The sequence below is a fragment of the Streptomyces sp. NPDC048484 genome (genome assembly GCF_040651415.1).
Taxonomy (GTDB): domain Bacteria; phylum Actinomycetota; class Actinomycetes; order Streptomycetales; family Streptomycetaceae; genus Streptomyces.
In genome coordinates this window covers 46,931-72,207 of the sequence record NZ_JBEZJY010000024.1, presented here as the reverse complement: position 1 = coordinate 72,207, position 25,277 = coordinate 46,931, and the positions used below count along the sequence as shown (strand labels likewise).

General features: G+C 69.8%; 25 protein-coding genes and 1 pseudogene. 19 read left to right on the top strand and 7 right to left on the bottom strand.

The window, feature by feature from the left end:
• Positions 1 to 134: 134 nt before the first annotated feature.
• Both AB0D14_RS24415 and AB0D14_RS24410 read right to left on the bottom strand, forming a co-directional pair.
• Positions 135 to 1,454, bottom strand: coding sequence for a D-arabinono-1,4-lactone oxidase (locus AB0D14_RS24415; RefSeq protein WP_362782508.1), 1,320 nt, complete (start codon positions 1,452 to 1,454; stop codon positions 135 to 137).
• Positions 1,417 to 2,037, bottom strand: a pseudogene (locus tag AB0D14_RS24410) (MFS transporter); the annotation flags it as partial. The pseudogene AB0D14_RS24410 and the gene AB0D14_RS24415, both read right to left, overlap by 38 nt.
• A gap of 53 nt (positions 2,038 to 2,090) precedes the next feature.
• On the opposite strand from AB0D14_RS24410, the gene AB0D14_RS24405 reads away from it, so the two are divergent.
• On the top strand, positions 2,091 to 3,218 hold the full coding sequence (locus tag AB0D14_RS24405; RefSeq protein ID WP_362782505.1) for a ferrochelatase: 1,128 nt from the start codon (positions 2,091 to 2,093) through the stop codon (positions 3,216 to 3,218).
• The gene (locus tag AB0D14_RS24400) at positions 3,215 to 4,039 is read left to right on the top strand and encodes an inositol monophosphatase family protein (protein WP_362782503.1); all 825 of its coding nucleotides are present in this window, start codon (positions 3,215 to 3,217) and stop codon (positions 4,037 to 4,039) included. The genes AB0D14_RS24405 and AB0D14_RS24400 overlap by 4 nt, the downstream gene beginning before the upstream one ends.
• A 117-nt stretch (positions 4,040 to 4,156) precedes the next feature.
• Here AB0D14_RS24400 and AB0D14_RS24395 read toward each other — a convergent pair whose 3' ends face one another.
• Positions 4,157 to 4,330: a hypothetical protein gene (locus AB0D14_RS24395; RefSeq protein ID WP_362782500.1), complete on the bottom strand. Its 174-nt coding sequence runs from the start codon at positions 4,328 to 4,330 to the stop codon at positions 4,157 to 4,159.
• A 426-nt stretch (positions 4,331 to 4,756) separates the two neighbouring features.
• Here AB0D14_RS24395 and AB0D14_RS24390 point away from each other — a divergent pair, with 426 nt between their 5' ends.
• The 4 genes from AB0D14_RS24390 (at position 4,757) to AB0D14_RS24375 (ending at position 8,257) form a co-directional block, all read left to right on the top strand.
• The gene (locus AB0D14_RS24390; RefSeq protein ID WP_307535873.1) at positions 4,757 to 5,410 is read left to right on the top strand and encodes a response regulator transcription factor; all 654 of its coding nucleotides are present in this window, start codon (positions 4,757 to 4,759) and stop codon (positions 5,408 to 5,410) included.
• A gap of 6 nt (positions 5,411 to 5,416) precedes the next feature.
• The gene (locus AB0D14_RS24385; protein ID WP_362782497.1) at positions 5,417 to 6,658 is read left to right on the top strand and encodes a HAMP domain-containing sensor histidine kinase; all 1,242 of its coding nucleotides are present in this window, start codon (positions 5,417 to 5,419) and stop codon (positions 6,656 to 6,658) included.
• 392 nt (positions 6,659 to 7,050) lie between these two features.
• A complete protein-coding gene (locus AB0D14_RS24380) occupies positions 7,051 to 7,347 on the top strand; it encodes a DUF4193 domain-containing protein (protein ID WP_005481602.1) in 297 nt (98 codons plus the stop codon).
• Positions 7,348 to 7,360: 13 nt separating this feature from the next.
• Positions 7,361 to 8,257 carry a hypothetical protein gene (locus AB0D14_RS24375; RefSeq protein ID WP_362782494.1) on the top strand — a complete coding sequence of 299 codons (897 nt, stop codon included), beginning with the start codon at positions 7,361 to 7,363 and terminating at the stop codon, positions 8,255 to 8,257.
• A gap of 137 nt (positions 8,258 to 8,394) precedes the next feature.
• Here the strand turns inward: AB0D14_RS24375 and AB0D14_RS24370 are convergent, their stop codons facing one another.
• Positions 8,395 to 8,856 carry a DUF3093 domain-containing protein gene (locus tag AB0D14_RS24370; RefSeq protein WP_362782492.1) on the bottom strand — a complete coding sequence of 154 codons (462 nt, stop codon included), beginning with the start codon at positions 8,854 to 8,856 and terminating at the stop codon, positions 8,395 to 8,397.
• Positions 8,857 to 8,914: 58 nt separating this feature from the next.
• On the opposite strand from AB0D14_RS24370, the gene AB0D14_RS24365 reads away from it, so the two are divergent.
• The 10 genes from AB0D14_RS24365 (at position 8,915) to AB0D14_RS24320 (ending at position 19,068) form a co-directional block, all read left to right on the top strand.
• Positions 8,915 to 9,499, top strand: coding sequence for a PaaI family thioesterase (locus tag AB0D14_RS24365; protein ID WP_362782488.1), 585 nt, complete (start codon positions 8,915 to 8,917; stop codon positions 9,497 to 9,499).
• On the top strand, positions 9,496 to 10,017 hold the full coding sequence (dut, locus tag AB0D14_RS24360; protein WP_362782485.1) for a dUTP diphosphatase: 522 nt from the start codon (positions 9,496 to 9,498) through the stop codon (positions 10,015 to 10,017). The genes AB0D14_RS24365 and dut overlap by 4 nt, the downstream gene beginning before the upstream one ends.
• Position 10,018: 1 nt before the next feature.
• Entirely contained in the window at positions 10,019 to 10,780 is a 762-nt protein-coding gene (locus AB0D14_RS24355) for a DUF3710 domain-containing protein (protein ID WP_362782483.1), read from the top strand.
• Positions 10,781 to 11,235: 455 nt separating this feature from the next.
• Entirely contained in the window at positions 11,236 to 12,123 is an 888-nt protein-coding gene (locus AB0D14_RS24350; RefSeq protein ID WP_362782480.1) for a peptidoglycan-binding domain-containing protein, read from the top strand.
• A 207-nt stretch (positions 12,124 to 12,330) separates the two neighbouring features.
• A complete protein-coding gene (locus tag AB0D14_RS24345) occupies positions 12,331 to 13,599 on the top strand; it encodes an alginate lyase family protein (protein WP_362782477.1) in 1,269 nt (422 codons plus the stop codon).
• A gap of 59 nt (positions 13,600 to 13,658) precedes the next feature.
• Positions 13,659 to 14,369, top strand: coding sequence for an ABC transporter ATP-binding protein (locus tag AB0D14_RS24340; RefSeq protein ID WP_362782474.1), 711 nt, complete (start codon positions 13,659 to 13,661; stop codon positions 14,367 to 14,369).
• A gap of 175 nt (positions 14,370 to 14,544) precedes the next feature.
• The gene (locus AB0D14_RS24335; protein WP_362782471.1) at positions 14,545 to 17,211 is read left to right on the top strand and encodes a sensor histidine kinase KdpD; all 2,667 of its coding nucleotides are present in this window, start codon (positions 14,545 to 14,547) and stop codon (positions 17,209 to 17,211) included.
• Positions 17,208 to 17,891, top strand: a complete 684-nt coding sequence (locus tag AB0D14_RS24330; RefSeq protein ID WP_362782468.1) for a response regulator — start codon at positions 17,208 to 17,210, stop codon at positions 17,889 to 17,891. Before AB0D14_RS24335 ends, AB0D14_RS24330 begins: the two co-directional genes overlap by 4 nt.
• A gap of 46 nt (positions 17,892 to 17,937) precedes the next feature.
• On the top strand, positions 17,938 to 18,336 hold the full coding sequence (locus AB0D14_RS24325; protein WP_362782465.1) for an OB-fold nucleic acid binding domain-containing protein: 399 nt from the start codon (positions 17,938 to 17,940) through the stop codon (positions 18,334 to 18,336).
• 3 nt (positions 18,337 to 18,339) lie between these two features.
• Positions 18,340 to 19,068 carry a DUF3159 domain-containing protein gene (locus tag AB0D14_RS24320; RefSeq protein ID WP_362782462.1) on the top strand — a complete coding sequence of 243 codons (729 nt, stop codon included), beginning with the start codon at positions 18,340 to 18,342 and terminating at the stop codon, positions 19,066 to 19,068.
• Between the two features lie 161 nt (positions 19,069 to 19,229).
• Here the strand turns inward: AB0D14_RS24320 and AB0D14_RS24315 are convergent, their stop codons facing one another.
• A complete protein-coding gene (locus AB0D14_RS24315) occupies positions 19,230 to 19,907 on the bottom strand; it encodes a TrkA family potassium uptake protein (RefSeq protein ID WP_362782460.1) in 678 nt (225 codons plus the stop codon).
• Positions 19,907 to 20,578, bottom strand: coding sequence for a TrkA family potassium uptake protein (locus AB0D14_RS24310; protein WP_362782457.1), 672 nt, complete (start codon positions 20,576 to 20,578; stop codon positions 19,907 to 19,909). Before AB0D14_RS24310 ends, AB0D14_RS24315 begins: the two co-directional genes overlap by 1 nt.
• Before the next feature lie 465 nt (positions 20,579 to 21,043).
• On the opposite strand from AB0D14_RS24310, the gene AB0D14_RS24305 reads away from it, so the two are divergent.
• Both AB0D14_RS24305 and AB0D14_RS24300 read left to right on the top strand, forming a co-directional pair.
• Positions 21,044 to 23,095 (top strand): APC family permease, encoded by a 2,052-nt coding sequence (locus tag AB0D14_RS24305; RefSeq protein ID WP_362782454.1) that lies wholly within the window; start codon positions 21,044 to 21,046, stop codon positions 23,093 to 23,095.
• Positions 23,096 to 23,283: 188 nt separating this feature from the next.
• A complete protein-coding gene (locus AB0D14_RS24300; protein WP_362782451.1) occupies positions 23,284 to 24,624 on the top strand; it encodes a class I SAM-dependent RNA methyltransferase in 1,341 nt (446 codons plus the stop codon).
• A 40-nt stretch (positions 24,625 to 24,664) separates the two neighbouring features.
• On the opposite strand, the gene AB0D14_RS24295 is transcribed toward AB0D14_RS24300, so the two are convergent.
• Positions 24,665 to 25,000, bottom strand: coding sequence for a hypothetical protein (locus tag AB0D14_RS24295; RefSeq protein WP_362782448.1), 336 nt, complete (start codon positions 24,998 to 25,000; stop codon positions 24,665 to 24,667).
• Positions 25,001 to 25,009: 9 nt separating this feature from the next.
• On the opposite strand from AB0D14_RS24295, the gene AB0D14_RS24290 reads away from it, so the two are divergent.
• The gene (locus tag AB0D14_RS24290; RefSeq protein ID WP_362782446.1) at positions 25,010 to 25,252 is read left to right on the top strand and encodes a LuxR C-terminal-related transcriptional regulator; all 243 of its coding nucleotides are present in this window, start codon (positions 25,010 to 25,012) and stop codon (positions 25,250 to 25,252) included.
• The last annotated feature ends 25 nt before the right edge of the window (positions 25,253 to 25,277 follow it).

The window sequence follows — 25,277 nt, the reverse complement described above, 5'->3', positions numbered from 1 at the left end:
GGGGGCGGGAGTTGGCGACCTGGGGTGACGCTTTGGTGATCATAATGAGACGTGTTCTTCACATGATCGCCGGAAAGGGAAGCGACCGATTCGTCCGTACGTCCTGTGCTCGGGCAACCGGTCGAGGTGAACGGCTAATCGCCCAGGATCCGCCGCAGGTAGTCGTTGCCGAAACGCCGTTCCGGGTCGAGCCGGTCACGCAGCTCGGTGAACTCGCCGAAGCGCGGATAGACGCCGGCGAAGTACTCTGCGTCGCGGGTATGCACTTTCCCCCAGTGGGGCCGCCCCTCGTGCGCGGTGAAGATCCGCTCGGCGGCACTGAAGTACGCCCGGTACGGCGTCCCCCTGAACATGTGGACCGCGATGTACGCGCTGTCCCGGCCGGACGCGGTGGAGAGGGTGATGTCGTCCTCGGGCGCCGTCCGCACCTCCACCGGGAAGCTGATGCGCAGTGGCGAACGGTCGACCATGGCCTTCAGTTCGCGCAGCGTGTCGACGAGAGCGGCACGCGGAACGGCGTATTCCATCTCCGTGAAGCGCACCCGGCGAGGAGAAGTGAAGACCTTGTAGGGAATGTCGGTGTAGGTGCGGGCGGACAGCGCGCGGCTGGAGATCCGGGCGATCGAGGGGATCGCGGCGGGAACGGCCCGGCCCACGTAGTTGGCCGCATGGAAGACGCCGTTGGAGAGGAACTCGTCCTCGTAGAGGCCGCGGACGGTGCCGACCGGCTTCTCAGGGCCCGCGCTGCGGTTGTTGCGCTTGGTGTTGCAGTTGCCGGTGTGGGGGAACCAGTAGAACTCGAAGTGTTCGTTCTCTGTGAACAGTTCGTCGAAGGAGCCCGTCACCTCGTCGAAGCTCATCGGCTCCTCACGGGCCGTGAGGAGAAAAATGGGCTCTACGGAGAAGGTGATCGCGGTGATGACACCCAGGGCGCCTATCCCGACCCGGGCCGCCGCGAAGACCTCGGGGTTCTCCTTCTCGGAGCACGAGAGGACCGAGCCGTCGGCCGTCACCAGTTCAAGGCCTGTGATCTGGGCGGCGATCGAGGCGGAGTCGCGGCCGGTGCCGTGCGTACCGGTGCTGATCGCGCCCGACACCGTCTGCTCCATGATGTCGCCCATGTTCGTGAGCGACAGCCCTTCCCGGGCCAGGGCGAGGTTGAGGCGCTTGAGCGGCGTGCCGGCCTCCACCGTGACGGTGCCGCCCTCACGGTCGATGCTGCGGATACCGGTCAACAGTTGAGGGCGGATCAACACGCCGTCGGTCGCCGCGGCAGCGGTGAAGGAGTGGCCCGTCCCGACGGCCTTGACTCTGAGGCCGTCCTCCGCGGCCTGGCGCACGGCGGCGGAGAGTTCCTCGACGGAGGCCGGAGTGACCTCCCGGGCCGGGCGGGCGGTGACGTTCCCGGCCCAGTTGCGCCAGGTGCCGCTCTTCCCGCTCACTGTCCTGTTCATGGGTCCCTCCCCGCTGCGGAACCGGCCTGCTGAGCCGGCGATGTCCGAGGAAACCCACCGCGACCGCGACGGTCCCGGCCGCGACCGGGACCCCGTACCCGGCCCGCGCCCCGGCCACGTCGATCGGCCGACCGGACAGGGAGGAACCGAGCGCGACCCCGACCGCGAGCCAGGTGCTCGTCCACGTGATGCCCTCGGTCGGTTTCGCGCGTGGTACGGGCAGTTCGACGAGAGCCATCGTCGGCGCGACGGACAGGCCCGCAACGAACAGCGCCACGGCCGGAAACGGTAAGTTCCCGACGAGTAGCAGAGGGATCATACTCACGGCCAGGGCGCAGATGCCCAGCCCCCACCGGCGGGCGGGCGCCCCGGGAAGCTCAGCAGCCCGAAGACGGCTCCCGCCGTGCAGGAACCGGCCGCGTACCCGGCCAGGACGACGCCTGCGGCCCTCCTTGCGGCCCTCCTCGTCGGCGAATGCCACGGTGACCGCGCCGAAGATCGCCGGTCGCCACGGAGGTCGCGCCAGTCGCACGAGGGTGGCCACCAGAACCTGGAGTCCGGCCGAGCGCAGTGCCGGGCCTCCCGTGTGGCCCCCGCCGGTGACCGGTTGTCGGCGGCGGGTGGCAGGATCGAGGCATGCGAGACGCGCTCGATGCCACTCCCTACGACGCCCTGCTCCTGCTCTCGTTCGGTGGCCCCGAGGGCCCCGACGAGGTGGTCCCGTTCCTGGAGAACGTGACGCGGGGCCGGGGCATCCCCAAGGAACGCCTCAAGGAAGTGGGGCAGCACTACTTCCTGTTCGGCGGGGTCAGCCCGATCAACGACCAGAACCGCACCCTGCTGGACGCCCTCCGCAAGGAGTTCGCGGAGCACGGCCCGGAGCTGCCCGTGTACTGGGGCAACCGGAACTGGAGTCCGTATCTCGTCGACACGCTGCGCGAGATGGTCGCCGACGGCCGCCGCCGCGTTCTGGTCCTGGCCACGAGCGCGTACGCCTCGTACTCGGGCTGCCGGCAGTACCGCGAGGACCTGGCGGGGGCCCTGGCGACCCTGGAGGGCGAGGGCCTGGAGCCGCCGCGGGTCGACAAACTGCGGCACTACTTCAACCACCCGGGCTTCGTCGAGCCGATGGCCGAGGGCGTCTGCAAGTCCCTCGCCGAGCTTCCCGAGGGCGTCCGCGCGGGCGCGCACATCGCCTTCACGACGCACTCGATCCCGACCGCCTCGGCCGACACCTCAGGGCCCGTCGAGGCGCACGGCGACGGCGGCGCGTACGTGAAGCAGCATCTGGACGTCGCCCGGGTCATCGCCGACGCGGTGCGCGAGCGGACCGGGACCGACCATCCCTGGCAGCTCGTCTACCAGTCGCGCTCGGGAGCCCCGCACATCCCGTGGCTGGAGCCGGACATCTGCGACCACCTGGAGGAGCGGCACGGAGCCGGCGTCCCGGCCGTCGTCATGGCGCCCATCGGGTTCGTCTCGGACCACATGGAGGTCCTGTACGACCTCGACACGGAGGCCGAGGCGAAGGCCGCGGAGCTGGGGCTGCCCGTGCGCCGCTCACCCACCGTCGGCGCCGACCCGCGGTTCGTCGCCGCGATCCGCGACCTCGTCCTGGAACGGGCCGCCACCGAGAGCGGCGCAGACGTCTCCCCCTGCGCGCTGGGCGCCCTGGGCCCGAGCCACCACCTCTGCCCCGCGGGCTGCTGCCCCGCCCGCACACCCAAGCCCGCTGCCGCGGGCGCCGACAGCCCGTACGTATGAGGAGCCCCGTGACCGCCACAGCGAACGACGAGCTGAAGGCCGAGCTGCTGGAGATCGCGCTCGACGCGGCCCATCGAGCGGGCGCCTTCCTGCGCGACGGCCGCCCCGACGACCTGGGCGTGGCGGCGACCAAGTCCAGCGCGGTCGACGTCGTCACCGAGATGGACATCGCCTCCGAGAAGCTGATCACCGGTCTGCTGGCCGACGTCAGGCCGGACGACGGCGTACTGGGCGAGGAAGGCGCCGACATCGAGGGCAGCAGCGGCATCCAGTGGGTGATCGACCCGATCGACGGGACGGTCAACTACCTGTACGGACTGCCCAGCTGGGCCGTTTCCATCGCGGCCCGCCAGGACGGCGAGACCGTCGTCGGTGTTGTCCACGCACCCATGCGCGCGGAGACCTACCGGGCCGTCCTGGGCGGAGGTGCCCACGTCAACGACCGCCCCGCGCGCGTGCGGCCCGCCCCCGACCTCGCGCTGTCCCTCGTCGGCACCGGCTTCGGCTACCTCGCGGATCGCAGGGCCCGGCAGGCCGAGGTGGTCGGGCAGCTGATCTCCCAGGTCCGGGACATCCGCCGCGGTGGCTCGGCCGCGATCGACCTGTGCGACGTGGCGACGGGCCGCCTGGACGCGTACTACGAGCGCGGGCTGAACCCCTGGGACTACGCCGCGGGCGACCTGATCGCCCGGGAGGCGGGCGCACTGACGGGCGGACGCCCAGGCGAGCCCCTCTCGACCGACCTGACCATCGCGGCCCCGCCCGGTCTCTTCGAACCCCTCCAGTCCCGCCTCGACGAACTCGGCGCCTGGCACGACTGACGGCGCGTACCGCGCCCGGCGGACACCTCCTACGACCGCCACCGGGACAGCGCGTACAACAACGGAGCGGGGCCCCGGGCTGGATCTGCCGGGGCCCCGCTCTCGTGACGAACCTGGTCAGACGTGCGACGCGCCGACCTGTACCCCGTGCTCCGCGGCAAGGCGGTGCAGGTCGTCGAGTTCTGCCTGCTCGACCTCGGCGAGGAAGTCGTCGCCGGTCTCGCGAGCCATTGTCAGGTCGGACTCGGTCGCCCTTATGCGCTGCAGAAGTCCTGTGGTGAAAGCGTCCATGCTGCGCCCCCTCGTCCTGGGTCGTGGGTCAGTGGCACGGGGGTGTGCCGTTCGGAAGGGGCGATCACGTCTCCACAGGTGCCCGGCGCTGCCCGGCCGGGCGGCGTCAGTGCCGGACACCCACGCCCGCCCTGCGGGAAAGCGGACCGTGGCATACCGCAAGGTGGTGCGGCACAAGCAGAGCGTGATCGCGGGGTGTAAAGCCGTCCTCCCCCGGCTCCCTTCCACGGAAACCTCAACCGCACGAGAAAATCTCGCATTCCCCGGCCCCCGAACCCGTCTTACAGCCGACTTATGGCCGAAAAGGGCAGGATGGAGTCTCACCCTCCGTGCTCTCGACTGTGCTTGAGCGGGAGCACCCCATCAGACCCCGCCCGCGAGTGCCGAGAAGCCGCTACGCGGGTGGACAGAGGAAGGACAAGCGACGTGCGCGTACTCGTCGTCGAGGACGAGCAGCTGCTCGCCGATGCGGTGGCCACCGGACTGCGCCGGGAGGCCATGGCCGTCGACGTCGTGTACGACGGGGCGGCCGCCCTGGAGCGCATCGGCGTCAACGACTACGACGTGGTCGTCCTGGACCGGGACCTCCCGCTGGTGCACGGTGACGACGTCTGCCGCAGGATCGTCGAGCTCGGCATGCCCACCCGTGTGCTGATGCTCACGGCCTCCGGAGACGTCAGCGACCGGGTCGAGGGTCTGGAGATCGGCGCCGACGACTACCTCCCCAAGCCTTTCGCGTTCAGCGAGCTGACGGCACGCGTGCGTGCCCTCGGCCGTCGTACGAGCATGCCGCTGCCGCCCGTCCTGGAGCGTGCGGGGATCAAGCTCGACCCCAACCGCCGCGAGGTCTTCCGCGACGGCAAGGAGGTCCAGCTCGCGCCCAAGGAGTTCGCCGTCCTGGAGGTGCTGCTGCGCAGCGAGGGCGCGGTCGTCTCCGCCGAGCAGCTCCTGGAGAAGGCCTGGGACGAGAACACCGACCCGTTCACCAACGTCGTGCGCGTCACGGTGATGACCCTGCGCCGCAAGCTCGGCGAGCCGCCGGTCATCGTCACCGTGCCCGGCTCCGGCTACCGGATCTGATCCCCGATGACCACGACCCCCGCTCCTCCCAAGGCACCCCCGAAACCCACCTGGGACCCGAGGAAGCCGGAGCCGCCCTTCCCCTGGCTTCGCCCGACCATCCGGATACGGCTCACGCTGCTCTACGGCGGGATGTTCCTGATCGCCGGGATCCTGCTGTTGTCGATCATCTATCTGCTCGCGGCCCAGGCCCTCCACGAGGGCAGTGGCGTCGCCTTCAAGGTGACCGGCAGCAACCTCCAGCTCACCAGTGACACCTGTCCACAGCTGAGCAGCGCCGGCAGCAACGAAGAACTGAACGCGATGCTCAAGGAGTGCACCGCCGCCCAGCGGCAGCACGCCCTGGACGGCCTGCTCAGCCGGTCGCTGATGGCCCTGCTCGGCCTTGCCGTGATCGCGTTCGCCTTCGGCTACGCGATGGCGGGGCGGGTTCTCGCGCCGCTGGGCCGGATCACCCGCACCGCGCGCGCGGTGGCGGGCTCGGACCTGTCACGGCGGATCGAGCTGGACGGCCCGGACGACGAGCTCAAGGAGCTGGCGGACACCTTCGACGACATGCTGGAGCGGCTGCAGCGGGCCTTCACGGCCCAGCAGCGATTCGTCGGGAACGCTTCGCACGAGCTGCGCACGCCCCTCGCGATCAACCGCACCCTCCTGGAGGTGCACCTGTCGGATCCGGGCGCGCCCATGGAGTTGCAGCAGCTGGGCAAGACCCTGCTCGCCACCAACGAGCGCAGCGAACAGCTCGTCGAGGGCCTGCTGCTGCTCGCCCGCAGCGACAACCAGATCGTCGAGCGCAAGCCGGTCGATCTCGCCGAGGTCGCCTCGCAGGCCATAGACCAGGTGCGCGGCGAGGCGGACCTGAAGGGCGTGGAGGTACGCGGGGAGCGGGCCGCGGCGGTCGTCCAGGGCAACGGGGTCCTTCTGGAGCGGATCGCCCTGAACCTCGTCCAGAACGCGGTGCGGTACAACGTGGCGGACGACGGCTGGGTCGAGGTCGTCACGGAGATGCGGCACGGCCAGGCGGTTCTCACGGTGTCCAACACCGGTCCCGTGGTTCCGGCGTACGAAATCGACAATCTTTTCGAGCCGTTCCGGCGGCTGCGTACCGAGCGGACGGGAAGCGACAAAGGTGTGGGGCTGGGACTGTCCATCGCCAGGTCGGTGGCCCGCGCCCATGGCGGTCACATCGTCGCGGAGCCGCGTGAGGGAGGTGGCCTGGTGATGCGAGTTGCCCTACCTATCTGAGACCATGTCGCCGACACGCGGGGATGTTCGCTTTGCGCGGAAATTTCTGGGCAGGCAAAAGGCACACTCGTGTGTGATCGATCACAAGGGCGAATTTCCGGCCATCCACCCTCCGTGATCGGAAAGACCGTAGGAAAGCCGGGAAAATCCGGGTTTTCGGAGGTCGAGATCACGGGAAGTACACGGTGGGGCGCCTTTGTGGTGCGGCATTCGGACCGTGTACGGTCCCGTTCGCCATCCAAGCCGATCACCCCTGAGGGGTCCGGTTGGGTGTCGATTGAGTAACAGACCTTGATGTGAGGCAAAATCTCCGCCTCAGGTCGGGCACAAGTCCGGCCTCTCACGCGTTACCTGCGCTGAGACACCGCAGACACCCAGAGGGGGAGAGTGACATGGCAACGGATTACGACACCCCACGCAAGACCGACGACGACGTCGACTCGGACAGCCTTGAAGAACTGAAGGCTCGCCGGAACGACAAGTCGACTTCGGCGGTCGACGTGGACGAGTTCGAGGCTGCCGAAGGCCTGGAACTGCCCGGAGCGGACCTTTCGAACGAGGAACTGGCCGTCCGGGTCCTGCCGAAGCAGCAGGACGAGTTCACCTGCATGAGCTGCTTCCTGGTCCACCACCGCAGCCAGCTGGCCCGCGAGAAGAACGGCCAGCCGATCTGCCGCGACTGCGACTGAGGCAGGGTCGGCCGTGACAGGCTCGACCCCGCCCTGGAAGCGCCGTTTCCGTGACCGGGGAGCGGCCGGTCCGTCCCAGGACGGCTTGCATGACGACGAGCGGGGCCACCGGGCCTCGCTCGGACCAACAGACGCGACAGGTGCCTCCGGTGCCCTGGAGGTGCCGGTTCCGAAGGCGCCTGTCGCCAAACGCCGAGCGGCTGCCGTCGGCCAAGGGGTCAAGGAAGGCGTCCGAAAGGGCGGCAGCCGGGCCAGGGCCGCCTTGGCGCAGCTCACGGACCGCATCATCGAGAACGCCCCGCGGATCCCCGTACGCGACCTCGGCGCACTCCGGAAGCAGTTCCCCGGCCTCGGACCCGAACAGCTCGCGGACAAGCTCGTCGCGGGCGCGTGCAACGCGACGTCCACCGTGGGTGCGGGAATCGGTGCTGCCGCGATGATGCCCGTGCCGCCCGCGATGCCCACGGAGCTGGCCGCCGAGATCACCGGCGTGGCCGCGATCGAACTGAAGCTGATCGCCGAGCTGTACGAGGTCTACGGACTGCGGCCGCCGGGCAGCCTGAAGGAGCGCTCGACCACGTATCTGAGTTCGTGGTCGGAGGAGCGCGGCATCGACGTGACGAAGCCGTCGACGTTCAATTCGGCCCTCGGGGGCCACCTGAAGCGCGAGCTGCGCCAGCAGATCATGAAGCGCATGGTCAGGAACCTGCCGAACCTTATGCCGTTCATGGTGGGCGCGGCCGTCGGGGCGGTCATGAACCGCCGTGACACGAGAAAACTCGCGGACCGGGTCCGCGGAGATCTCCGCAAGGCGCAGGTGCCCTGGGACGCCCTCCCGGCGCTGCCGCCCCTGGAGTCACCGGCCGATCCGCTGAGCATGGGCGACGCCCCCAGAGAGCTGGGGCGCTGACCCGCGGGCAAAGTTCTGGGCCGCGGAAGGAAAAGTTTTCGTACGCGTACGAGTGCGCGTACGAGGACGAGTGTGAGGACGAGTGTGAGGACGAGTGCGCGTCCGAGTACGGAAGCGCGCTCGGGCTCGGAGGCGGTCTACGCGGCCGTGCGTGCCGCGGCCAGGGCCGCCGCCAGGCGCTCCGGGTCCCGGGTCGACAGATACACGTACGGGGTCGGGTCCGCAGGATCGGTGATGTCCACGCGCAGGGCCGTGGGGACATAGGAGCGCAGCAGCATGTGGGCGCGCGCGTCGGCCTTGAACGAGCGCCAGGCGCGGGCCTCTTCGGGGTCGAGGACGTGGGCCTCACCCAGGGCGGTGACCGGGATCTTGGCATCGCCCGCGATCAGGGACCCGCCCACCACACGGATGCGCGCGGAGCCGTACGAACTGGCCACCACCGCCGATACCGCCGTGCCGCCGACCAGGCCGCCCAGGAGGGGCAGTGTGCCGAAGGGGAGCAGGATCAGGGCCATCGAGACACCCACCAGCAGGCAGACGAGCCACCAGGAGCGGGGTGCGGTGAGGCGTTCTTCGTACGGAGGGGCGGAGGGCTGCATACCGCCAAGCCTGCCATGGTGCGTGCTGTCCGCCGACGCGGAGGTAAGGTCTGCGCCTGTGAGTGGTACATCTTCGGCCCTGCGGCCCCCGGCCGACGCCGTGGCGCCGGTGCGCCATCCCGACGCGCCCGCCCCGGGCGAGCTGCTCGGCGCGCACTACGACCAGTGTTTCGGCTGCGGTGGCGGACAGCCGCACGGGCTGCATCTTGAGGCCCGGGCGGCGGACGGGGTGCGGATCACCGCCGAGTTCACCGTCAAGCCCGCGCACCAGGGAGCCCCCGGTCTGGCGCATGGCGGAGTCCTCGCGAGTGCCCTCGACGAGACCCTCGGTTCGCTGAACTGGCTGCTGCGCACCATCGCGGTGACCGGGAGGCTTGAGGCCGACTTCGTACGTCCCGTGCCCGTGGGCAGTGTGCTGTACCTGGAGGCCGAGGCCACGGCGGTGGCGGGACGCAAGATCTACTCGTCCGCCACCGGACGTCTCGGCGGCCCCGACGGGCCCGTCGCCGTCCGTGCGGACGCCCTCTTCATCGAGGTGAAGGTCGACCACTTCGTCGACAACGGCCGCCAGGAGGAGATCCGGGCGGCCATGGACGACCCCGACCAGGTCCGTCGTGCCCGTGCTTTCGAGGTGAACCCGTGACTTCCGCCCAGGTCCCCGTCGGCGTGCTGATCAAGCGCGTCGACCCGGACGTACCGCTTCCGGTATACGCGCATCCTGGCGACGCCGGCGCGGACCTCCGGACCACCGAGAGCCGCGTTCTGGAGCCCGGTGAGCGTGCCGTGCTCCCCACCGGAGTGTGCATCGCGCTTCCCGAGGGGTACGCGGCCTTCGTGCACCCCCGTTCCGGGCTGGCCGCCCGCTGCGGTGTCGCTCTCGTGAATGCCCCGGGGACGGTTGATGCCGGGTACCGTGGGGAGATCAAGGTGATCCTGGTGAATCTCGACCCGCGCGAGTCCGTGCGGTTCGATCGCTTCGACCGGATTGCCCAACTGGTCGTCCAGCAGGTCGAGAAGGTGCGCTTCCAGGAGGTTGCGGAGCTTCCCGACTCGGTGCGGGCCGCAGGGGGCTTCGGGTCCACCGGCGGCCATGCCGCGGTGGGCGGCACAGCGGGTGGGAATCGATACGCTTCGGTCGTATCCGACCGGGAAGGACAGTGACGTGTTCGGACGTCGCAAGAAGGGCACTGCCGCCGAGGACGCGGCGGGCGAGGCCGAGCAGGTCGTCGACGGTGTCGACACTGAGGCGGACGAGGGAGAGCGCGAGCGCGTGAGGCTCGAGCCGGAGCCGCGCCCCGACGGTCCCTGGGACAGCACCGAGGTGCGCGATCCGGCCGACGGCCGGGTCGACCTGGGTGGCCTCTTCGTGCCCGGGGTCGACGGCATGGAGCTCCGGGTGGAGGTCGCGGGTGACGCGATCGTCGCGGCCACGGTGGTGCTGAAGGACAGCGCCGTCCAGCTGCAGGCTTTCGCCGCTCCCAAGCGCCAGGGCATCTGGGGCGAGGTGCGCGAGGAGATCGCCACCGGCATCACCCAGCAGGGCGGTGTCATCGACGAGGTCGAGGGCCCGCTGGGCTGGGAGCTGCGCGCTCAGGTACCGGTGCAGCTGCCGGACGGGACGGGCGGCTTCCAGGTCGTCCGGTTCATCGGTGTGGACGGCCCCCGCTGGTTCCTCCGGGGAGTGATCTCCGGTCAGGGCGCGGTGCAGCCGCAGGCCGCCGGTCAGCTGGAGCAGGTCTTCCGGGACACCGTGGTGGTCCGCGGGGAGGGCCCGATGGCCCCGCGCGACCCGATCGTCCTGAAGCTGCCGGACGACGCCCAGATGGTCGCGGAGGGTGTGCAGCAGGAGGAGCAGGCCGGGTCCCGCTTCTCCGGCGGCATGGGGCAGTTGCAGCGCGGACCGGAGATCACCGAGGTTCGCTAGACGCAGAAAAAGCCGCGTACACGGAAGTGTGCGACGGGCCGCGTTCCCTTGGGGGAGCGCGGCCCGTCGTCGTTTCCGGCACGTCACGGCGCGTCATGCGATCAAGGTGGGGTCGGGCGTCCAAACCTCATGAACCGCAGGTCATCACCGGTGCGCGGTGAGGGCGAAGGGACGCGTCGGCGACCGGACGGACAGGGTGGTGGCGGCAGCCGGCCGCAGGCGGTGGCGCCGGCGGCGGTACTCGATCCTGGAGTGATTTTCTTTCCCGCCCTTGTCTGGACATTCACGCTTTTCGGGGTCCGGAGCGTGGGCCGAACGAGTGAAGAAGGGGCCAACTCGCAACCCGGAAGAAGCTACGCTGCGTCACCCTGGGTGTGGCGAAGGGGGGGCGATGTCCTCAACTCCCCCGACCTGCACCCGACTTGATGGCCAAGAAGGACCTTGGGGGGTTCGGAATGAGCACCAACTGGATCGAGAAGGCTCGGCGATTGGGCGACGGGAGCATCGGAGGCGCGATGGACCATCCATCGGTTCCGGGCCGTGTCGTCTGGCACACCACGGAGAGTGGCACGGGCGATGACGCTTTCAAGGCCGTGGCGGCGCATCTGATCAGTGTCACCGCCGAGCCGCACCTGCTGTACGACCCGACGACCGACCGGCTCGGCCAGTTCGGCCCGCTGAACCACAGCGCCCGCGCGCTGCGCAATGACGGGTCGACGAGGACCAACCGCGTCGGCAAGGTCTGCATCCAGATCGAGGTGCTCGGGCGGGCCGCCAAGCCGTTCACCAAGACCTGGGAGCCGGGCCCGAACTACCGGGCGATGATGGCCGCGATCCGTTCCTGGAAGATTCCGGACACCTTCCCGGCGGGGCGCCTCGCGACCTCGGCGTCTGACGCGACCAACCGCCCCCGCACGGTGTGGATGAGCAAGGGCGGCCACTACGGCCACGCGAACATTCCGGGCAACGACCACTGGGACCCGGGCGACATCGACAGGTCCGCCCTCTTCGAGGCCGCCCCGGTGGAGGGGGGTACCGGCACCACCCCCGCCAAGCCCGTCGTCGACCTCAGCAATCTGATCGCCGCCGCGCGTCGTGACCCGGGTCTGCCCCAGGGCGGCACGACGCACAAGGCGGATGTCCTGGTCGTCGAAAAGGCCCTGGTGGCCGAGGGACTGCTGCCCTCCCGGTGGGCCGACGGCTCCTTCGGCACCAGGACCGTGGAGGCGTACGCGGCCCTCCAGCGCCGCTACGGCTACAGCGGTGGCGACGCGAACGGCATCCCGGGCCAGACCACCCTCCGTAAGCTCGGCCAACACCACGGATTCACGGTCAAGGCCTGAGCAGCCTGAGCGGCCTGAGTGACGTGAGTGACGTGAGCGGACCGAGTGGTCCGTGAGCTTCGGATGGCTTCCGGGGGCCGCGGGCCGGTGGCGTTCAGGGCCCCTGCCGGTTCTCTTGACGCGGACATGGTCTGTACCTATGGTCACCGGCCAACGCCTGCGTTCATAAAGGCGCACCTCGTTCACGTACGAGAACGGATGGCCCCCATGATGCCGACCGCTCCGGTTCCCGCACGCCCTGCACGTCCCTCACGTCGCCCAGGTCTCTCACGTCCCCCACGTCTCTTCCGTCACGCCGGGGCCTCCCGCTCCGCGCTTCTCGTCACCGTCGCCGCCCTGCTGGCCGGCGCCCTCGCCTGGCCCGCGCAGCCCGCCGAGGCGGCCCCCGCCACCTTCGCGCACCCCGGAGTCACCGTCTCCCGCGGCCAGTTGGACTTCGCCCGGCAGCAGGTCAACGCGGGTGCCCAGCCCTGGAAGGGCGCGTACGACCAGATGATGGCGAGCAGGTACGGCTCGCTCACGCGCACCGCCAAGCCCCGCGCGACAGTGGAGTGCGGCTCGTACTCGAACCCCAACAACGGCTGCACGGACGAGCGCGAGGACGCGATCGCCGCGTACACCCAGGCGCTGGCCTGGTACGTCACACGGGACGCCCGGTACGCGAAGAAGGCGATCGAGCTGATGGACGCCTGGTCCGCGACCATCCGGGACCACACCAACAGCAACGCGCCGCTGCAGACCGGCTGGGCGGGCTCGTCCTGGCCCAAGGCCGCCGAGATCATCAAGTACACGTACGACGGCGGCTGGGCGAACTCCGGCCGCTTCGCGACCATGCTGCGCGGCGTCTATCTGCCCGAGATCATCAACGGCTCCCACTCCAACGGCAACTGGGAGCTGTCGATGATGGAGGCCGCCGTCGGCATCTCCGTCTTCCTGGAGGACAAGGCCTCGTACGACAAGGCCATGGCGAAGTTCCGCACCCGTACGGCCGCCTACGTCTATCTCTCCTCCGACGGCGCCCTGCCCAGGACCGTACCGAGTCAGAACCTCGACACCACGCAGAAGATCGTCAAATACTGGCAGGGCCAGTCCACCTTCGTCGACGGACTCACCCAGGAGACCTGCCGCGACTTCACCCACACCGGATACGGCATCTCCGCGATCTCGCACATCGCCGAGACCAGCCGTATCCAGGGCCAGGACCTGTACGGCACCGATGTCGGCGAGCGGCTGCGGCACGCGCTCGGTTTCCAGGCGAAGTACGAGCTCGGCGAGGCGGCTCCGGGCTGGCTGTGCGGCGGCTCGCTGCACCTCGGGCTCGGACCGGTCACCGAGGTCGGCCACAACGCCCTGCACAACCGTCTCGGCCACGCCATGACCAACACCGAGCGGCTGACGGCGCAGAACCGCCCGGCGGGGAGCAACAACCTCTTCGTCGCCTGGGAGACGCTCACGCACGGCGACAACCCGAGCTGAACCGTTGCAGCTCCGGGCGTCGGACGGTGATACTGGCGCCCGGTCCACGGGGGAGGGTCATGAGCACTCAGGTCGTCACGGGCACGGTCGGCACGGACACGATGGTGCGGGTGGAGAACGTCCACCGCTCGTACGGGAGCGGCACCACCGCCGTACACGCCCTGCGGGGGGTGTCGTTCGACATCGCGCGCGGGGAGCTCCTCGCGCTCAAGGGGCGTTCGGGGTCGGGCAAGACCACCCTGCTGAACCTCGTCGGCGGGCTCGACGAGCCGGACGACGGGCGGATCACCGTCGACGGGCTGGATCTCTCCGGGCTCGGCGAGAACGGACTGCTGGAGCTGCGCCGGGACCGCATCGGCTTCGTCTTCCAGTCCTTCGGGCTCATTCCGATCCTGACGGCCGCCGAGAACGTGGGCGTGCCCATGCGGCTGCGCCGGGCCGACCCGCGTGAGCGCGAGGAACGTGTCGAGCTGCTGCTCTCGCTGGTCGGGCTCGCCGATCACGCGGCCCAGCGGCCCGGTGAACTCTCCGGCGGTCAGCAGCAGCGCGTCGCCATCGCCCGCGCCCTCGCCAACAACCCCGCGCTCCTCATCGCCGACGAACCCACCGGCCAGCTCGACGCCGAGACCGGGATCGGGGTGATGGAGCTGTTGCGGGCGGTCGTCCGCAGCGAGCGGGTCACCGCGCTCGTGGCCACCCATGACGCGGCCCTCCTCGACCTGGCCGACCGGGTCCTGGAGCTGAGTGACGGCGAGATCGTGGAGAGCTGACGCCAGGCCCCGTACCTCCCGGAGCTGCGCGTGTACCTGCGTGTACCCGCGCGTACCTGCCGCGTCAGGGTTCCGTCAAAGACGCCGGCACCCAGGCCTTCCGTCCCCTTTGTCCGGATCATCGGCCGTAAGGTCTACGCGGCGTACGCGGTGCGTTTGGGAAGACAATGAGGCCATGGGACGCGGCAAGCTTCGGATCTACCTCGGTGCGGCACCGGGCGTCGGCAAGACGTACGCGATGCTCTCGGAGGCGCACCGCCGCGTCGAGCGGGGCGCGGACTGCGTGGTGGCCTTCGTCGAGCATCACGACCGGCCGCGTACGGAAGTGATGCTGCAGGGTCTGGAAGAGATCCCCCGCAGGGAGCTCGCCCACCGGGGCACCGTCTTCACCGAGATGGACGTCGACGCCGTCCTGGAGCGCGGCCCGATCGTCGCCCTGGTGGACGAACTGGCGCACAGCAACGTGCCCGGCTCGCGCAACGCCAAGCGCTGGCAGGACGTCGAGGAACTGCTCGCCGCCGGCATCGACGTCGTCTCGACCGTCAACATCCAGCACCTCGAATCGCTCGGTGACGTCGTGGAGTCGATAACCGGCGTCCGCCAGCGGGAGACCGTCCCGGACGAGGTGGTGCGGCGGGCCGACCAGATCGAGCTGGTCGACATGTCGCCACAGGCGCTCCGCCGCCGTATGGCGCACGGCAACATCTACAAACCCGACAAGGTCGACGCGGCCCTGTCCAACTACTTCCGCCCCGGCAACCTCACCGCCCTGCGCGAGCTGGCCCTCCTCTGGGTCGCCGACCGCGTCGACGAGTACCTCCAGCAGTACCGGGGCGAGCACGGCATCCGCTCCACCTGGCAGGCCCGCGAACGGATCGTCGTCGGCCTGACCGGCGGTCCCGAGGGCCGTACGCTGCTCCGCCGGGCCGCCCGGCTGGCGGAGAAGGGCGCCGGCGGCGAGGTACTGGCCGTCTACATCGCCCGCAGCGACGGGCTGACCTCCGCCTCGCCCAAGGAGCTGGCCGTCCAGCGGACCCTCGCCGAGGACCTCGGCGGCACCTTCCACCACGTAGTCGGCGACGACATCCCGACCGCGCTGCTGGAGTTCGCAACGGGGGTCAACGCCAGCCAGATCGTGCTCGGCTCCTCGCGGCGCAAGGCCTGGCAGTACGTGTTCGGGCCCGGCGTCGGCGCCACGGTGGCCCGGGACTCGGGGCCCGACCTTGACGTGCACATCGTCACGCACGACGAGGCGGGCAAGGGGCGCGGGCTGCCGGTCGCCCGGGGCGCCCGCCTCGGCCGGTCCCGGATCATCGCGGGCTGGCTGGTGGGTGTCGTGGGCCCGGCCGTCCTCGCGCTGCTGCTGATCCACGCCGACGCCGACCTCGGGCTCGCCAACGACATGCTGCTGTTCCTGACCCTGACCGTGGCGGCGGCCCTGCTCGGCGGACTGCTTCCGGCACTCGCGTCGGCGGCCTTCGGCTCCCTGCTGCTCAACTACTTCTTCACCCCGCCGCTGCACCGGCTGACGATCGCGGACCCCAAGAACTTCGTCGCCATCGCGATCTTCGTGGGGGTGGCGATCTCGGTCGCGTCGGTGGTGGACCTGGCGGCCCGCCGCACCCACCAGGCGGCCCGGCTGCGCGCCGAGTCCGAGATCCTCTCCTTCCTGGCGGGCAGCGTCCTGCGCGGCGAGACCAGCCTCGACGCCCTGCTGGAACGGGTCCGCGAGACCTTCGGCATGGAGTCGGTCGCCCTCCTTGAGCGCGCCGGCGACACCGACCCGTGGACCTGCGCGGGCAGCGTGGGACCGCACCCGCCGACGCTCCCCGAGGCCGCGGACGTGGACATGCCGGTCGGCGACCACACGGCGCTCGCCCTCTCCGGCCGGGTGCTGCCGGCCGAGGACCGCCGGGTGCTCGCCGCCTTCGCGGCGCAGGCCGTCGTCGTCCTGGACCGCAAGCGCCTCCAGAAGGAGGCCGAGCAGGCTCGCACGCTCGCCGAGGGCAACCGCATCAGAACGGCGCTCCTGGCCGCCGTCAGCCATGACCTGCGTACGCCGCTGGCCGCGATCAAGGCTGCCGTGTCGTCCCTCAGGTCGGACGACGTTGCCTGGTCCGAGGAGGACGAGGCGGAGCTCCTGGAGGGCATCGAGGCGGGCGCCGACCGGCTCGACGCCCTGGTGGGCAACCTGCTCGACATGTCCCGCCTGCAGACCGGCACGGTCACCCCGCTCATCCGCGAGATCGACCTGGACGAGGTCGTCCCGATGGCCCTGGGCGGCGTACCGGAGCACAGCGTCGAACTGGAGATCCCCGAGACCCTGCCCATGGTCGCGGTCGATCCGGGACTGCTGGAGCGCTCGGTCGCCAACATCGTCGAGAACGCCGTCAAGTACGGCCCCGCCGGGGAACGCGTCGTCGTCGCCGCCAGCGCGCTCGGCGACCGGGTGGAGGTGCGGGTGGTGGACCGGGGCAGGGGCGTACCGGACGAGGCGAAGGATCGTATCTTCGCTCCCTTCCAGCGCTACGGCGACGCCCCGCGCGGCGCCGGGGTGGGCCTCGGCCTCGCGGTCGCCCGCGGTTTCGCCGAGGCCATGGGCGGCACCCTCAACGCCGAGGACACCCCCGGCGGCGGCCTCACCATGGTCCTCACCCTCAGAGCGGGCTCCTCCCGCCCCGGGCCTCGCGTGGAGGACGTGGCGGAACCCATGCGAGACGGGACGGAGCTCATACAAGACGGGACGGAACCTGTGCAAGATGTGGCGGAATCGGCACAAGACAGGACGGAACCCGTAGAAGGCGTGGCGGAACCCGTGCAACCGGAAAGGCAGGCTTCATGACCCGCGTCCTCGTGGTCGACGACGAGCCGCAGATCACCCGGGCCCTCGTGATCAACCTCAAGGCACGCAAGTACGAGGTCGACGCGGCCCCCGACGGCGCCACCGCGCTCCAGCTCGCGGCGGCCCGCCACCCCGACGTGATCGTGCTCGACCTGGGCCTGCCCGACATGGACGGCGTAGAGGTGATCAGAGGGCTGCGCGGGTGGACACGCGTACCGATCCTCGTGCTGTCCGCCCGGCACTCCTCCGACGAGAAGGTCGAGGCCCTCGACGCCGGCGCCGACGACTATGTGACCAAGCCCTTCGGAATGGACGAGCTGCTCGCCCGGCTGCGGGCGGCCGTCCGCCGGGCCGAGCCCACCGGGGGCGGCGAGGGCGACGTGATCGTCGAGACGGAGGACTTCACCGTCGACCTGGCGGCCAAGAAGGTCAACAGGGCCGGCCGCGACGTGCGCCTCACTCCGACCGAGTGGCACCTCCTGGAGGTGCTGGTGCGCAACGCGGGCCGTCTGGTCAGTCAGAAGCAGCTGCTCCAGGAGGTCTGGGGGCCCTCCTACGGCACCGAGACGAACTATCTGCGCGTGTACATGGCCCAGCTCCGCCGCAAACTGGAGGCGGATCCGTCGCATCCCCGGCACTTCGTCACGGAGCCCGGAATGGGGTACCGGTTCGAGCGCTAGCACCACGGGTACGTAGCTGTCAGCGCCCCCCGGTACGCTTTGAGGTATGAGTGCTGTCCCTCGTTCGGAAAAGCCGGCGGGCCGGTTCCGGCGCATGCTCGACCGGCTCTCCTCGTCCCAGGAGGACCTGGAGTCGGAGGAGCTGCGCGAGGACGCTGAGACCGCGGGCTGCACCCGTATCGGTGACTGCGGTGACCGACAGGTGGTCACGGTTACTGGTACCTTGCGCACGGTCACTCTCCGCCCGAGGGCCGGTGTCCCGGCCCTGGAGGCCGAGCTGTTCGACGGTTCGGCCGCCCTGGACGTGGTGTGGCTCGGCAGGCGCTCCATCGTGGGGATCGAACCGGGGCGCAAGCTGATGGCGTCGGGCCGGATCTCGATGAGCCGGGGCCGCCGAGTGCTGTTCAATCCGAAGTACGAACTCAGACCCCTCGGACGGGAGTAGCCGGTGACGTCGCTCGACAAGCCGACCGAAGACGCCCAGCGGGATGCGCAGGATTCGCGGGCGGTGACCGAAGCCGCCCTCTTCGAGGCGTTCGGCGGCCTGCGGGGCATGATCGAGACGGTCCTGCCGGGCCTGCTCTTCGTCACGATCTTCACGATCAACAAGGACCTGCACTCGGCGGCCATCGCGGCCCTCGGTGTCTCGATCCTGCTCGTCGTGGTCCGCCTGGTCATGAAGGACACCGTCAAGCACGCGTTCAGCGGCGTCTTCGGTGTCGCCTTCGGTGTGGTCTTCGCGATGATGACGGGCAACGCGAAGGACTTCTACCTGCCGGGCATGCTCTACACGCTCGGCCTGGCCCTCGCCTACCTCATCACGACCCTTGCCGGAGTCCCCCTGATCGGTCTGATCCTCGGCCCGGTCTTCAAGGAGAACCTCTCCTGGCGCACGCGCAACCCGGGCCGCAAGAAGGCGTACGCCAAGGCCAGTTACGCCTGGGGCCTGATCCTCCTCGCCAAGTGCGCGATCCTCTTCCCGCTCTACTGGTGGGCCGACACCACCCAGTTCGGCTGGGTCCTGATCGCCCTGAAGATCCCGCCCTTCCTGCTCGCGGTCTGGCTCACCTGGGTCTTCCTGGCGAAGGCGCCGCCGCCGATCGATGTCTTCGCCGAGATGGAGGCGCAGGAGAAGGCCGAGAAACAGCGGGAAGCCGCGGCAAGGTCTGTTGATTAGGCACCGGGTGCTTGTGCGGGCCGCTGGGGGCTGCCGCCCTCAGACCCCCCGCTTCGCCTGAACGCCTGATTGCCTGAACGGCCTCGTCCTCGAACGCCGGACGGTATGAGAAGGGGGCGCCCCGAGTTTTCCGGGGCGCCCCCTTCTCGTACCCCGGGCAATCAGCCCGTCGTACCCTCCCGGCGTACCGAGAGCAGGTCCTCCAGCTGTTCCTCGCGGGCTTGTGCCGCCACGAACAGCAGCTCGTCGCCGGCCTCCAGGGAGTCCTCCCGGGTCGGGGTGAGCACGCGCGTGCCGCGGATGATGGTGACGAGCGAGGTGTCCTCGGGCCAGGCCACGTCGCCTACCTGAGTACCGGCGAGAGCGGACTCCGGCGGCAGGGTCAACTCCACGAGGTTGGCGTCGCCGTGGCTGAAGCGGAGCAGGCGGACCAGGTCACCGACGCTCACCGCCTCCTCGACCAGGGCCGACATCAGACGCGGGGTCGAGACGGCGACGTCCACGCCCCACGACTCGTTGAACAGCCACTCGTTCTTGGGGTTGTTGACGCGGGCGACGACCCGCGGGACCCCGTACTCGGTCTTGGCCAGCAGGGAGACGACGAGGTTGACCTTGTCGTCTCCCGTGGCCGCGATCACCACGTTGCAGCGCTGGAGCGCCGCCTCGTCCAGGGACGTGATCTCGCAGGCGTCGGCGAGCAGCCACTCCGCCATCGGGACGCGCTCGACCGAGATGGCGGTCGGCGCCTTGTCGATCAGCAGGATCTCGTGCCCGTTCTCCAGGAGCTCACCCGCGATCGAGCGGCCCACGGCGCCGGCACCGGCAATGGCGACCCTCATCAGTGACCGCTCTCCTCTTCGGGGCCCTCGGCGAACGACGCCTCGACCTTCTCGATGTCGACGGTGCGCATCATCACGTGCACCAGGTCGCCCTCCTGCAGCACCGTCTGCGAGGTGGGCAGAACCGCCTCGCCCAGCCGGGTCAGGAAAGCCACGCGTACTCCGGTCTCCTCCTGGAGCCGGCTGATGCGCTGGCCCACCCACGCCGTGGACGCGTGCACCTCGGCGAGCTGTACCCCGCCGGTGGGGTCGCGCCACAGTGGCTCGGCGCCCGACGGCAGCAGCCGGCGCAGCATCTGGTCGGCCGTCCAGCGGACGGTGGCGACGGTGGGGATACCCAGGCGCTGGTAGACCTCGGCACGGCGCGGGTCGTAGATACGTGCCGCCACGTTCTCGATGCCGAACATCTCGCGGGCGACCCGGGCGGCGATGATGTTCGAGTTGTCGCCGCTGGAGACGGCGGCGAAGGCGCCGGCCTCCTCGACGCCCGCCTCGCGCAGAGTGTCCTGGTCGAAGCCGACGCCGGTGACACGACGGCCGCCGAACCCGGAGCCCAGTCGTCGGAAGGCGGTGGGGTCCTGGTCGATCACGGCGACCGTGTGCCCCTGTTGCTCCAGGGTCTGGGCAAGAGCGGAACCCACTCTCCCGCAGCCCATGATGACGATGTGCACGACCGTCCTTCCGGTGTGAAAAGTACTGCTCAGGCTGAAAACAGGGTCTCAGACCGACGCCCAAGCTACACACGCGCCGTCCGTCGGCGGCACCCCCGTGCACCTCCGCCCACGACGTGACGGCGATCAGCTTGCCGGAGATCAGCGGCGGCTGATGCTGCGCACGCTGACGAGGGTCAGAATTCCGAGGCCGACAAGTCCCGCGGCGGCGCCGATGAGTTCAGCGGTGGCATGCATGGAACCTCCATGAATTGGCAAAGGGCGGCAAAGTTTTGGCTTTTTTCATATAGGCATGGGGGTTCGCCCGGTCAGGGAATCCATAGGCGAGCCCGCGCCGGATTTCACTCGTAGAGCAGATCGAGGGCGGATCGACAGCGGATCGCGGTCACGGAACATCCCGATCGGACGCCGCGGCAGGCGGGGGAGGGTGGGCGGGGGCGTGTTCGACCGCTTACGATCCTCACCGTGTCCAAACTGACCGACGTGCCCAAACGGATCCTGATCGGGCGCGCACTGCGCAGTGACCGGCTGGGGGAGACACTCCTGCCGAAGCGCATCGCACTCCCCGTTTTCGCTTCCGACCCGCTCTCCTCCGTGGCGTACGCGCCGGGAGAAGTGCTGCTCGTCCTGTCCATCGCGGGCGTGTCGGCCTACCACTTCAGCCCCTGGATCGCCGTCGCGGTCGTCGTGCTGATGTTCACCGTCGTGGCCTCCTACCGGCAGAACGTGCACGCCTACCCCAGCGGCGGCGGTGACTACGAGGTGGCCACCACCAACCTCGGCCCCAAGGCCGGTCTCACCGTCGCCAGCGCGCTCCTCGTGGACTACGTCCTCACCGTCGCCGTGTCGATCGCGTCGGGCATCGAGAACCTCGGCTCGGCGATCCCGTTCGTCGTCGAGCACAAGGTCCTGTGCGCGGTCGCCGTGATCGTGCTGCTCACCCTGATGAACCTGCGCGGGGTCAAGGAGTCGGGAAAGCTCTTCGCGATCCCGACGTACGTGTTCGTGACGGGCGTCTTTCTGATGATCGCGTGGGGCGCGTTCCGCGGGATCGTCCTCGGCGACACCATGAAGGCACCGACCGCGGACTTCGAGATCAAGGCCGAGCACCAGGGGCTCGCGGGCTTCGCCCTCGTCTTCCTGCTGCTGCGGGCCTTCTCCTCCGGCTGTGCGGCGCTCACCGGCGTCGAGGCGATCTCCAACGGCGTCCCGGCCTTCCGAAAGCCCAAGTCCAAGAACGCGGCGACCACGCTCGCGGCGATGGGCCTGCTCGCCGTCACCATGTTCTGCGGCATCATCGCCCTGGCCATGTCGACGAACGTCCGCATGGCCGAGAACCCCGCGCACGACCTGCTCCAGAACGGTGTCGCGGTCGGCTCCGACTACGTCCAGAACCCGGTGATCTCCCAGGTCGCCGAGGCCGTGTTCGGCCACGGCAGCCTCCTGTTCATGGTGCTCGCGGCGGCCACCGCGCTCGTCCTCTTCCTGGCCGCGAACACCGCGTACAACGGGTTCCCGCTGCTCGGTTCGATCCTCGCCCAGGACCGGTACCTGCCGCGCCAGCTGCACACCCGCGGCGACCGCCTCGCGTTCTCCAACGGCATCGTGCTGCTCGCCGGCGCGGCCATCCTGCTGATCTGGATCTACGGCGCCGACTCGACCCGCCTCATCCAGCTCTACATCGTCGGTGTGTTCGTGTCCTTCACACTGAGCCAGACCGGCATGGTCCGGCACTGGAACCGCCACCTGGCCACCGAGAGGGACCCGGCCAAGCGCCGCCACATGGTCCGCTCCCGCGCCATCAACACGTTCGGGGCCTTCTTCACCGGGCTGGTCCTGGTCGTCGTGCTCGGCACCAAGTTCACGCACGGGGCCTGGGTCGCCCTGCTGGGCATGGTGATCTTCTACGCGACGATGTCCGCGATCCGGAAGCACTACGACCGGGTGGCCGAGGAGATCGCCGCGCCCGAGGGCCCGTCCGACGACAGCGTGCGCCCCTCCCGCGTGCACTCCGTCGTCCTGGTCTCCAGGATCCACCGGCCGGCGCTGCGCGCCCTCGCCTACGCCAAGCTGATGCGCTCCGACACCCTGGAGGCGCTCAGCGTCAACGTCGACCCGGACGAGACGAAGGCTCTGCGGGACGAGTGGGAGCGGCGCGGCTTCACCGTGCCGCTGAAGGTCCTCGACTCGCCGTACCGCGAAATCACCCGGCCGGTCATCGAGTACGTGAAGGGGCTGCGCCGCGAGTCCCCGCGCGACGTGGTGTCGGTGATCATCCCCGAGTATGTGGTCGGCCACTGGTACGAGCACCTGCTGCACAACCAGAGCGCGCTGCGTCTCAAGGGGCGCCTGCTGTTCACGCCGGGGGTGATGGTGACGTCCGTGCCCTACCAGCTGGAGTCCTCCGAGGTGGCCAAGAAGCGGGCCCGCAGGCGCTCGGAGTGGACCGCCCCGGGCTCGGTGCGGCGCGGTCCGGCGGAGCACCGCCCGAAGGACTCCCCGTCCTCGAAGCGCTGAGGGCTCCGGCTCCGGCAGGGGGAGTACCCGCCTGCGGGGGCCGCCTGCCGGGGCCGCCTTCCGGAATCGGCGAGCCGCGGACGACAGGGCAGGCCGACGGGCTTGTGGTGAGCGGTTGCGCGACGTCCGCGTAGACTGGTGGGCTGTTGTCCGGCCGTTCCCCTTTTCGCATCTGGAGTCACCCCGCCATGCAGGCAGAACCGAAGAAAACGCCGGCGGGGTCGCTCGTGGGGCAGCAGTACGAGGTCGAGATCGGCCCCGTCGCGCACGGCGGGCACTGCATCTCCCGTACCGACGCCGGCCAGGTTCTCTTCGTACGGCACGCGCTGCCCGGCGAGCGGGTCGTGGTGCGGGTGACGGACGGCGAGGAGGACTCGCGCTTCCTGCGCGCCGACGCGGTCGAGATCCTGGAGCCTTCCAAGGACCGTGTCGAGGCCCCGTGCCCCTACGCCGGCCCCGGGCGCTGCGGCGGCTGCGACTGGCAGCACGCCAAGCCGGGTGCGCAGCGGCGGCTGAAGGGCGAGGTCGTCGCCGAGCAGCTCCAGCGGCTCGCGGGCCTCACTCCTGAGGAGGCCGGCTGGGACGGCACGGTGATTCCGGCCGAGGGCGACAAGCTGCCCGCCGGTGAGGTGCCCGCCTGGCGTACGCGCATGCAGTACGCGGTCGACGAGGACGGCAACGCCGGTCTGCGCCGCCACCGTTCGCACGAGGTCGAGCCGATCGAGCACTGCATGATCGCCGCCCCTGGAGTCTCCGAGCTGGGCATCGAGAAGCACGACTGGTCCGGCATGGAGTCCGTCGAGGCGATCGCGGCGACGGGTTCGCAGGACCGCATGGTGATCCTCGAACCGAGGCCCGGCGCGCGCCTCCCCCTCGTCGAACTCGACAAGCCCGTCTCCGTCATGCGCGTAGAGGAGCACGACGGAGGCATCCACCGGGTCCACGGCCGAGCGTTCGTCCGCGAGCGCGCCGACGGCCGTACGCACCGCGTCGGCAGCGGCGGCTTCTGGCAGGCCCACCCGATGGCGGCCGACACGCTGGTCAAGGCCGTCATGCAGGGACTCCTGCCGCGCAAGGGCGACATGGCGCTCGACCTGTACTGCGGCGTCGGCCTCTTCGCCGGCGCCCTCGCCGACCGCCTCGGTGACAAGGGCGCGGTCCTCGGCATCGAGTCCGGCAAGCGCGCGGTGGAGGACGCCAAGCACAACCTCGCCGCGTTCGACCGCGTCCGCATCGAACAGGGCAAGGTCGAGGCGGTCCTGCCGCGCACCGGCATCACCGAGGTCGACCTCATCGTCCTGGACCCGCCGCGGGCGGGCGCGGGCAAGAAGACGGTCCAGCACCTGTCCTCGCTGGGCGCCCGCAAGATCGCGTACGTCGCCTGCGATCCGGCGGCGCTGGCGCGGGACCTGGCGTACTTCAGGGAGGGCGGGTACCGGGTGCGGACGCTGCGGGCGTTCGACCTGTTTCCGATGACGCATCATGTTGAGTGCGTGGCGATTCTGGAGCCCCTCGCAAAGGGTGCCTGACCCGCGGCTGGACGTCCGTCACGAGAGTGAAGCGATCCGTCTAATCGGCGCAGCTCACGGCAGTGAAGGCGGAATTGGGGTTGGAGTACCCGTCGTCGGAGCGGCCGTTGAGGCCTTCGGAGAGGTACAGCAGCACGCTGCCGTCCCCCTTGGCGGCCATGGACAGCCCGTCCCTGAGTACCGTCCAGCCCGTCTCCCTGTCGTAGAGGGCGGCTGCGATGCCATTGAGGGCGAAGCTCTGCGTGCCGGATCCTCCGGTTTCCTGCTCAAGGATTCCGAGCCGAAGGCTCTTCTGACGGCGATAAGAGTTGTCGTCTCCGGTGACGGAGTCCTCGCACCCGCGGTCACGGGACGCCTGATAGCGGCCTTCGCCCACGGAGCCCCGGTGGCTCCGGAGGTCAGCGGAGCCCTGAACAGCCTCACCCATCGCGAACGCGAGATCATGACTCTGGTGGCCACGGGCCTGAGCAATGCGGAAATCGGAGAACGCCTGGGGCTGGCCTTGGGCACGGTGAAAGTCCATGTAAGCGCGGTACTCAACAAGTTGAGTTGCCGGGATCGCGTGCAGGCGACCATTCTCGCCTATGAAAGTGGACTGATCCGCCCGTTGGGGATGTCAACTCCCTGAGGTTTCTCAGCGCTGCGTTCGAATT

What these genes read in the sequence shown, in the direction of transcription:
- AB0D14_RS24415 (WP_362782508.1), bottom strand. Translation starts at nt 1,454, where the DNA reads ATGAACAGGACAGTGAGCGGGAAGAGCGGCACCTGGCGCAACTGGGCC.
- AB0D14_RS24405 (WP_362782505.1), top strand. Translation starts at nt 2,091, where the DNA reads ATGCGAGACGCGCTCGATGCCACTCCCTACGACGCCCTGCTCCTGCTC.
- AB0D14_RS24400 (WP_362782503.1), top strand. Translation starts at nt 3,215, where the DNA reads ATGAGGAGCCCCGTGACCGCCACAGCGAACGACGAGCTGAAGGCCGAG.
- AB0D14_RS24395 (WP_362782500.1), bottom strand. Translation starts at nt 4,330, where the DNA reads ATGGACGCTTTCACCACAGGACTTCTGCAGCGCATAAGGGCGACCGAG.
- AB0D14_RS24385 (WP_362782497.1), top strand. Translation starts at nt 5,417, where the DNA reads ATGACCACGACCCCCGCTCCTCCCAAGGCACCCCCGAAACCCACCTGG.
- AB0D14_RS24380 (WP_005481602.1), top strand. Translation starts at nt 7,051, where the DNA reads ATGGCAACGGATTACGACACCCCACGCAAGACCGACGACGACGTCGAC.
- AB0D14_RS24370 (WP_362782492.1), bottom strand. Translation starts at nt 8,856, where the DNA reads ATGCAGCCCTCCGCCCCTCCGTACGAAGAACGCCTCACCGCACCCCGC.
- AB0D14_RS24350 (WP_362782480.1), top strand. Translation starts at nt 11,236, where the DNA reads ATGAGCACCAACTGGATCGAGAAGGCTCGGCGATTGGGCGACGGGAGC.
- AB0D14_RS24345 (WP_362782477.1), top strand. Translation starts at nt 12,331, where the DNA reads ATGATGCCGACCGCTCCGGTTCCCGCACGCCCTGCACGTCCCTCACGT.
- AB0D14_RS24340 (WP_362782474.1), top strand. Translation starts at nt 13,659, where the DNA reads ATGAGCACTCAGGTCGTCACGGGCACGGTCGGCACGGACACGATGGTG.
- AB0D14_RS24335 (WP_362782471.1), top strand. Translation starts at nt 14,545, where the DNA reads ATGGGACGCGGCAAGCTTCGGATCTACCTCGGTGCGGCACCGGGCGTC.
- AB0D14_RS24330 (WP_362782468.1), top strand. Translation starts at nt 17,208, where the DNA reads ATGACCCGCGTCCTCGTGGTCGACGACGAGCCGCAGATCACCCGGGCC.
- AB0D14_RS24325 (WP_362782465.1), top strand. Translation starts at nt 17,938, where the DNA reads ATGAGTGCTGTCCCTCGTTCGGAAAAGCCGGCGGGCCGGTTCCGGCGC.
- AB0D14_RS24315 (WP_362782460.1), bottom strand. Translation starts at nt 19,907, where the DNA reads ATGAGGGTCGCCATTGCCGGTGCCGGCGCCGTGGGCCGCTCGATCGCG.
- AB0D14_RS24300 (WP_362782451.1), top strand. Translation starts at nt 23,284, where the DNA reads ATGCAGGCAGAACCGAAGAAAACGCCGGCGGGGTCGCTCGTGGGGCAG.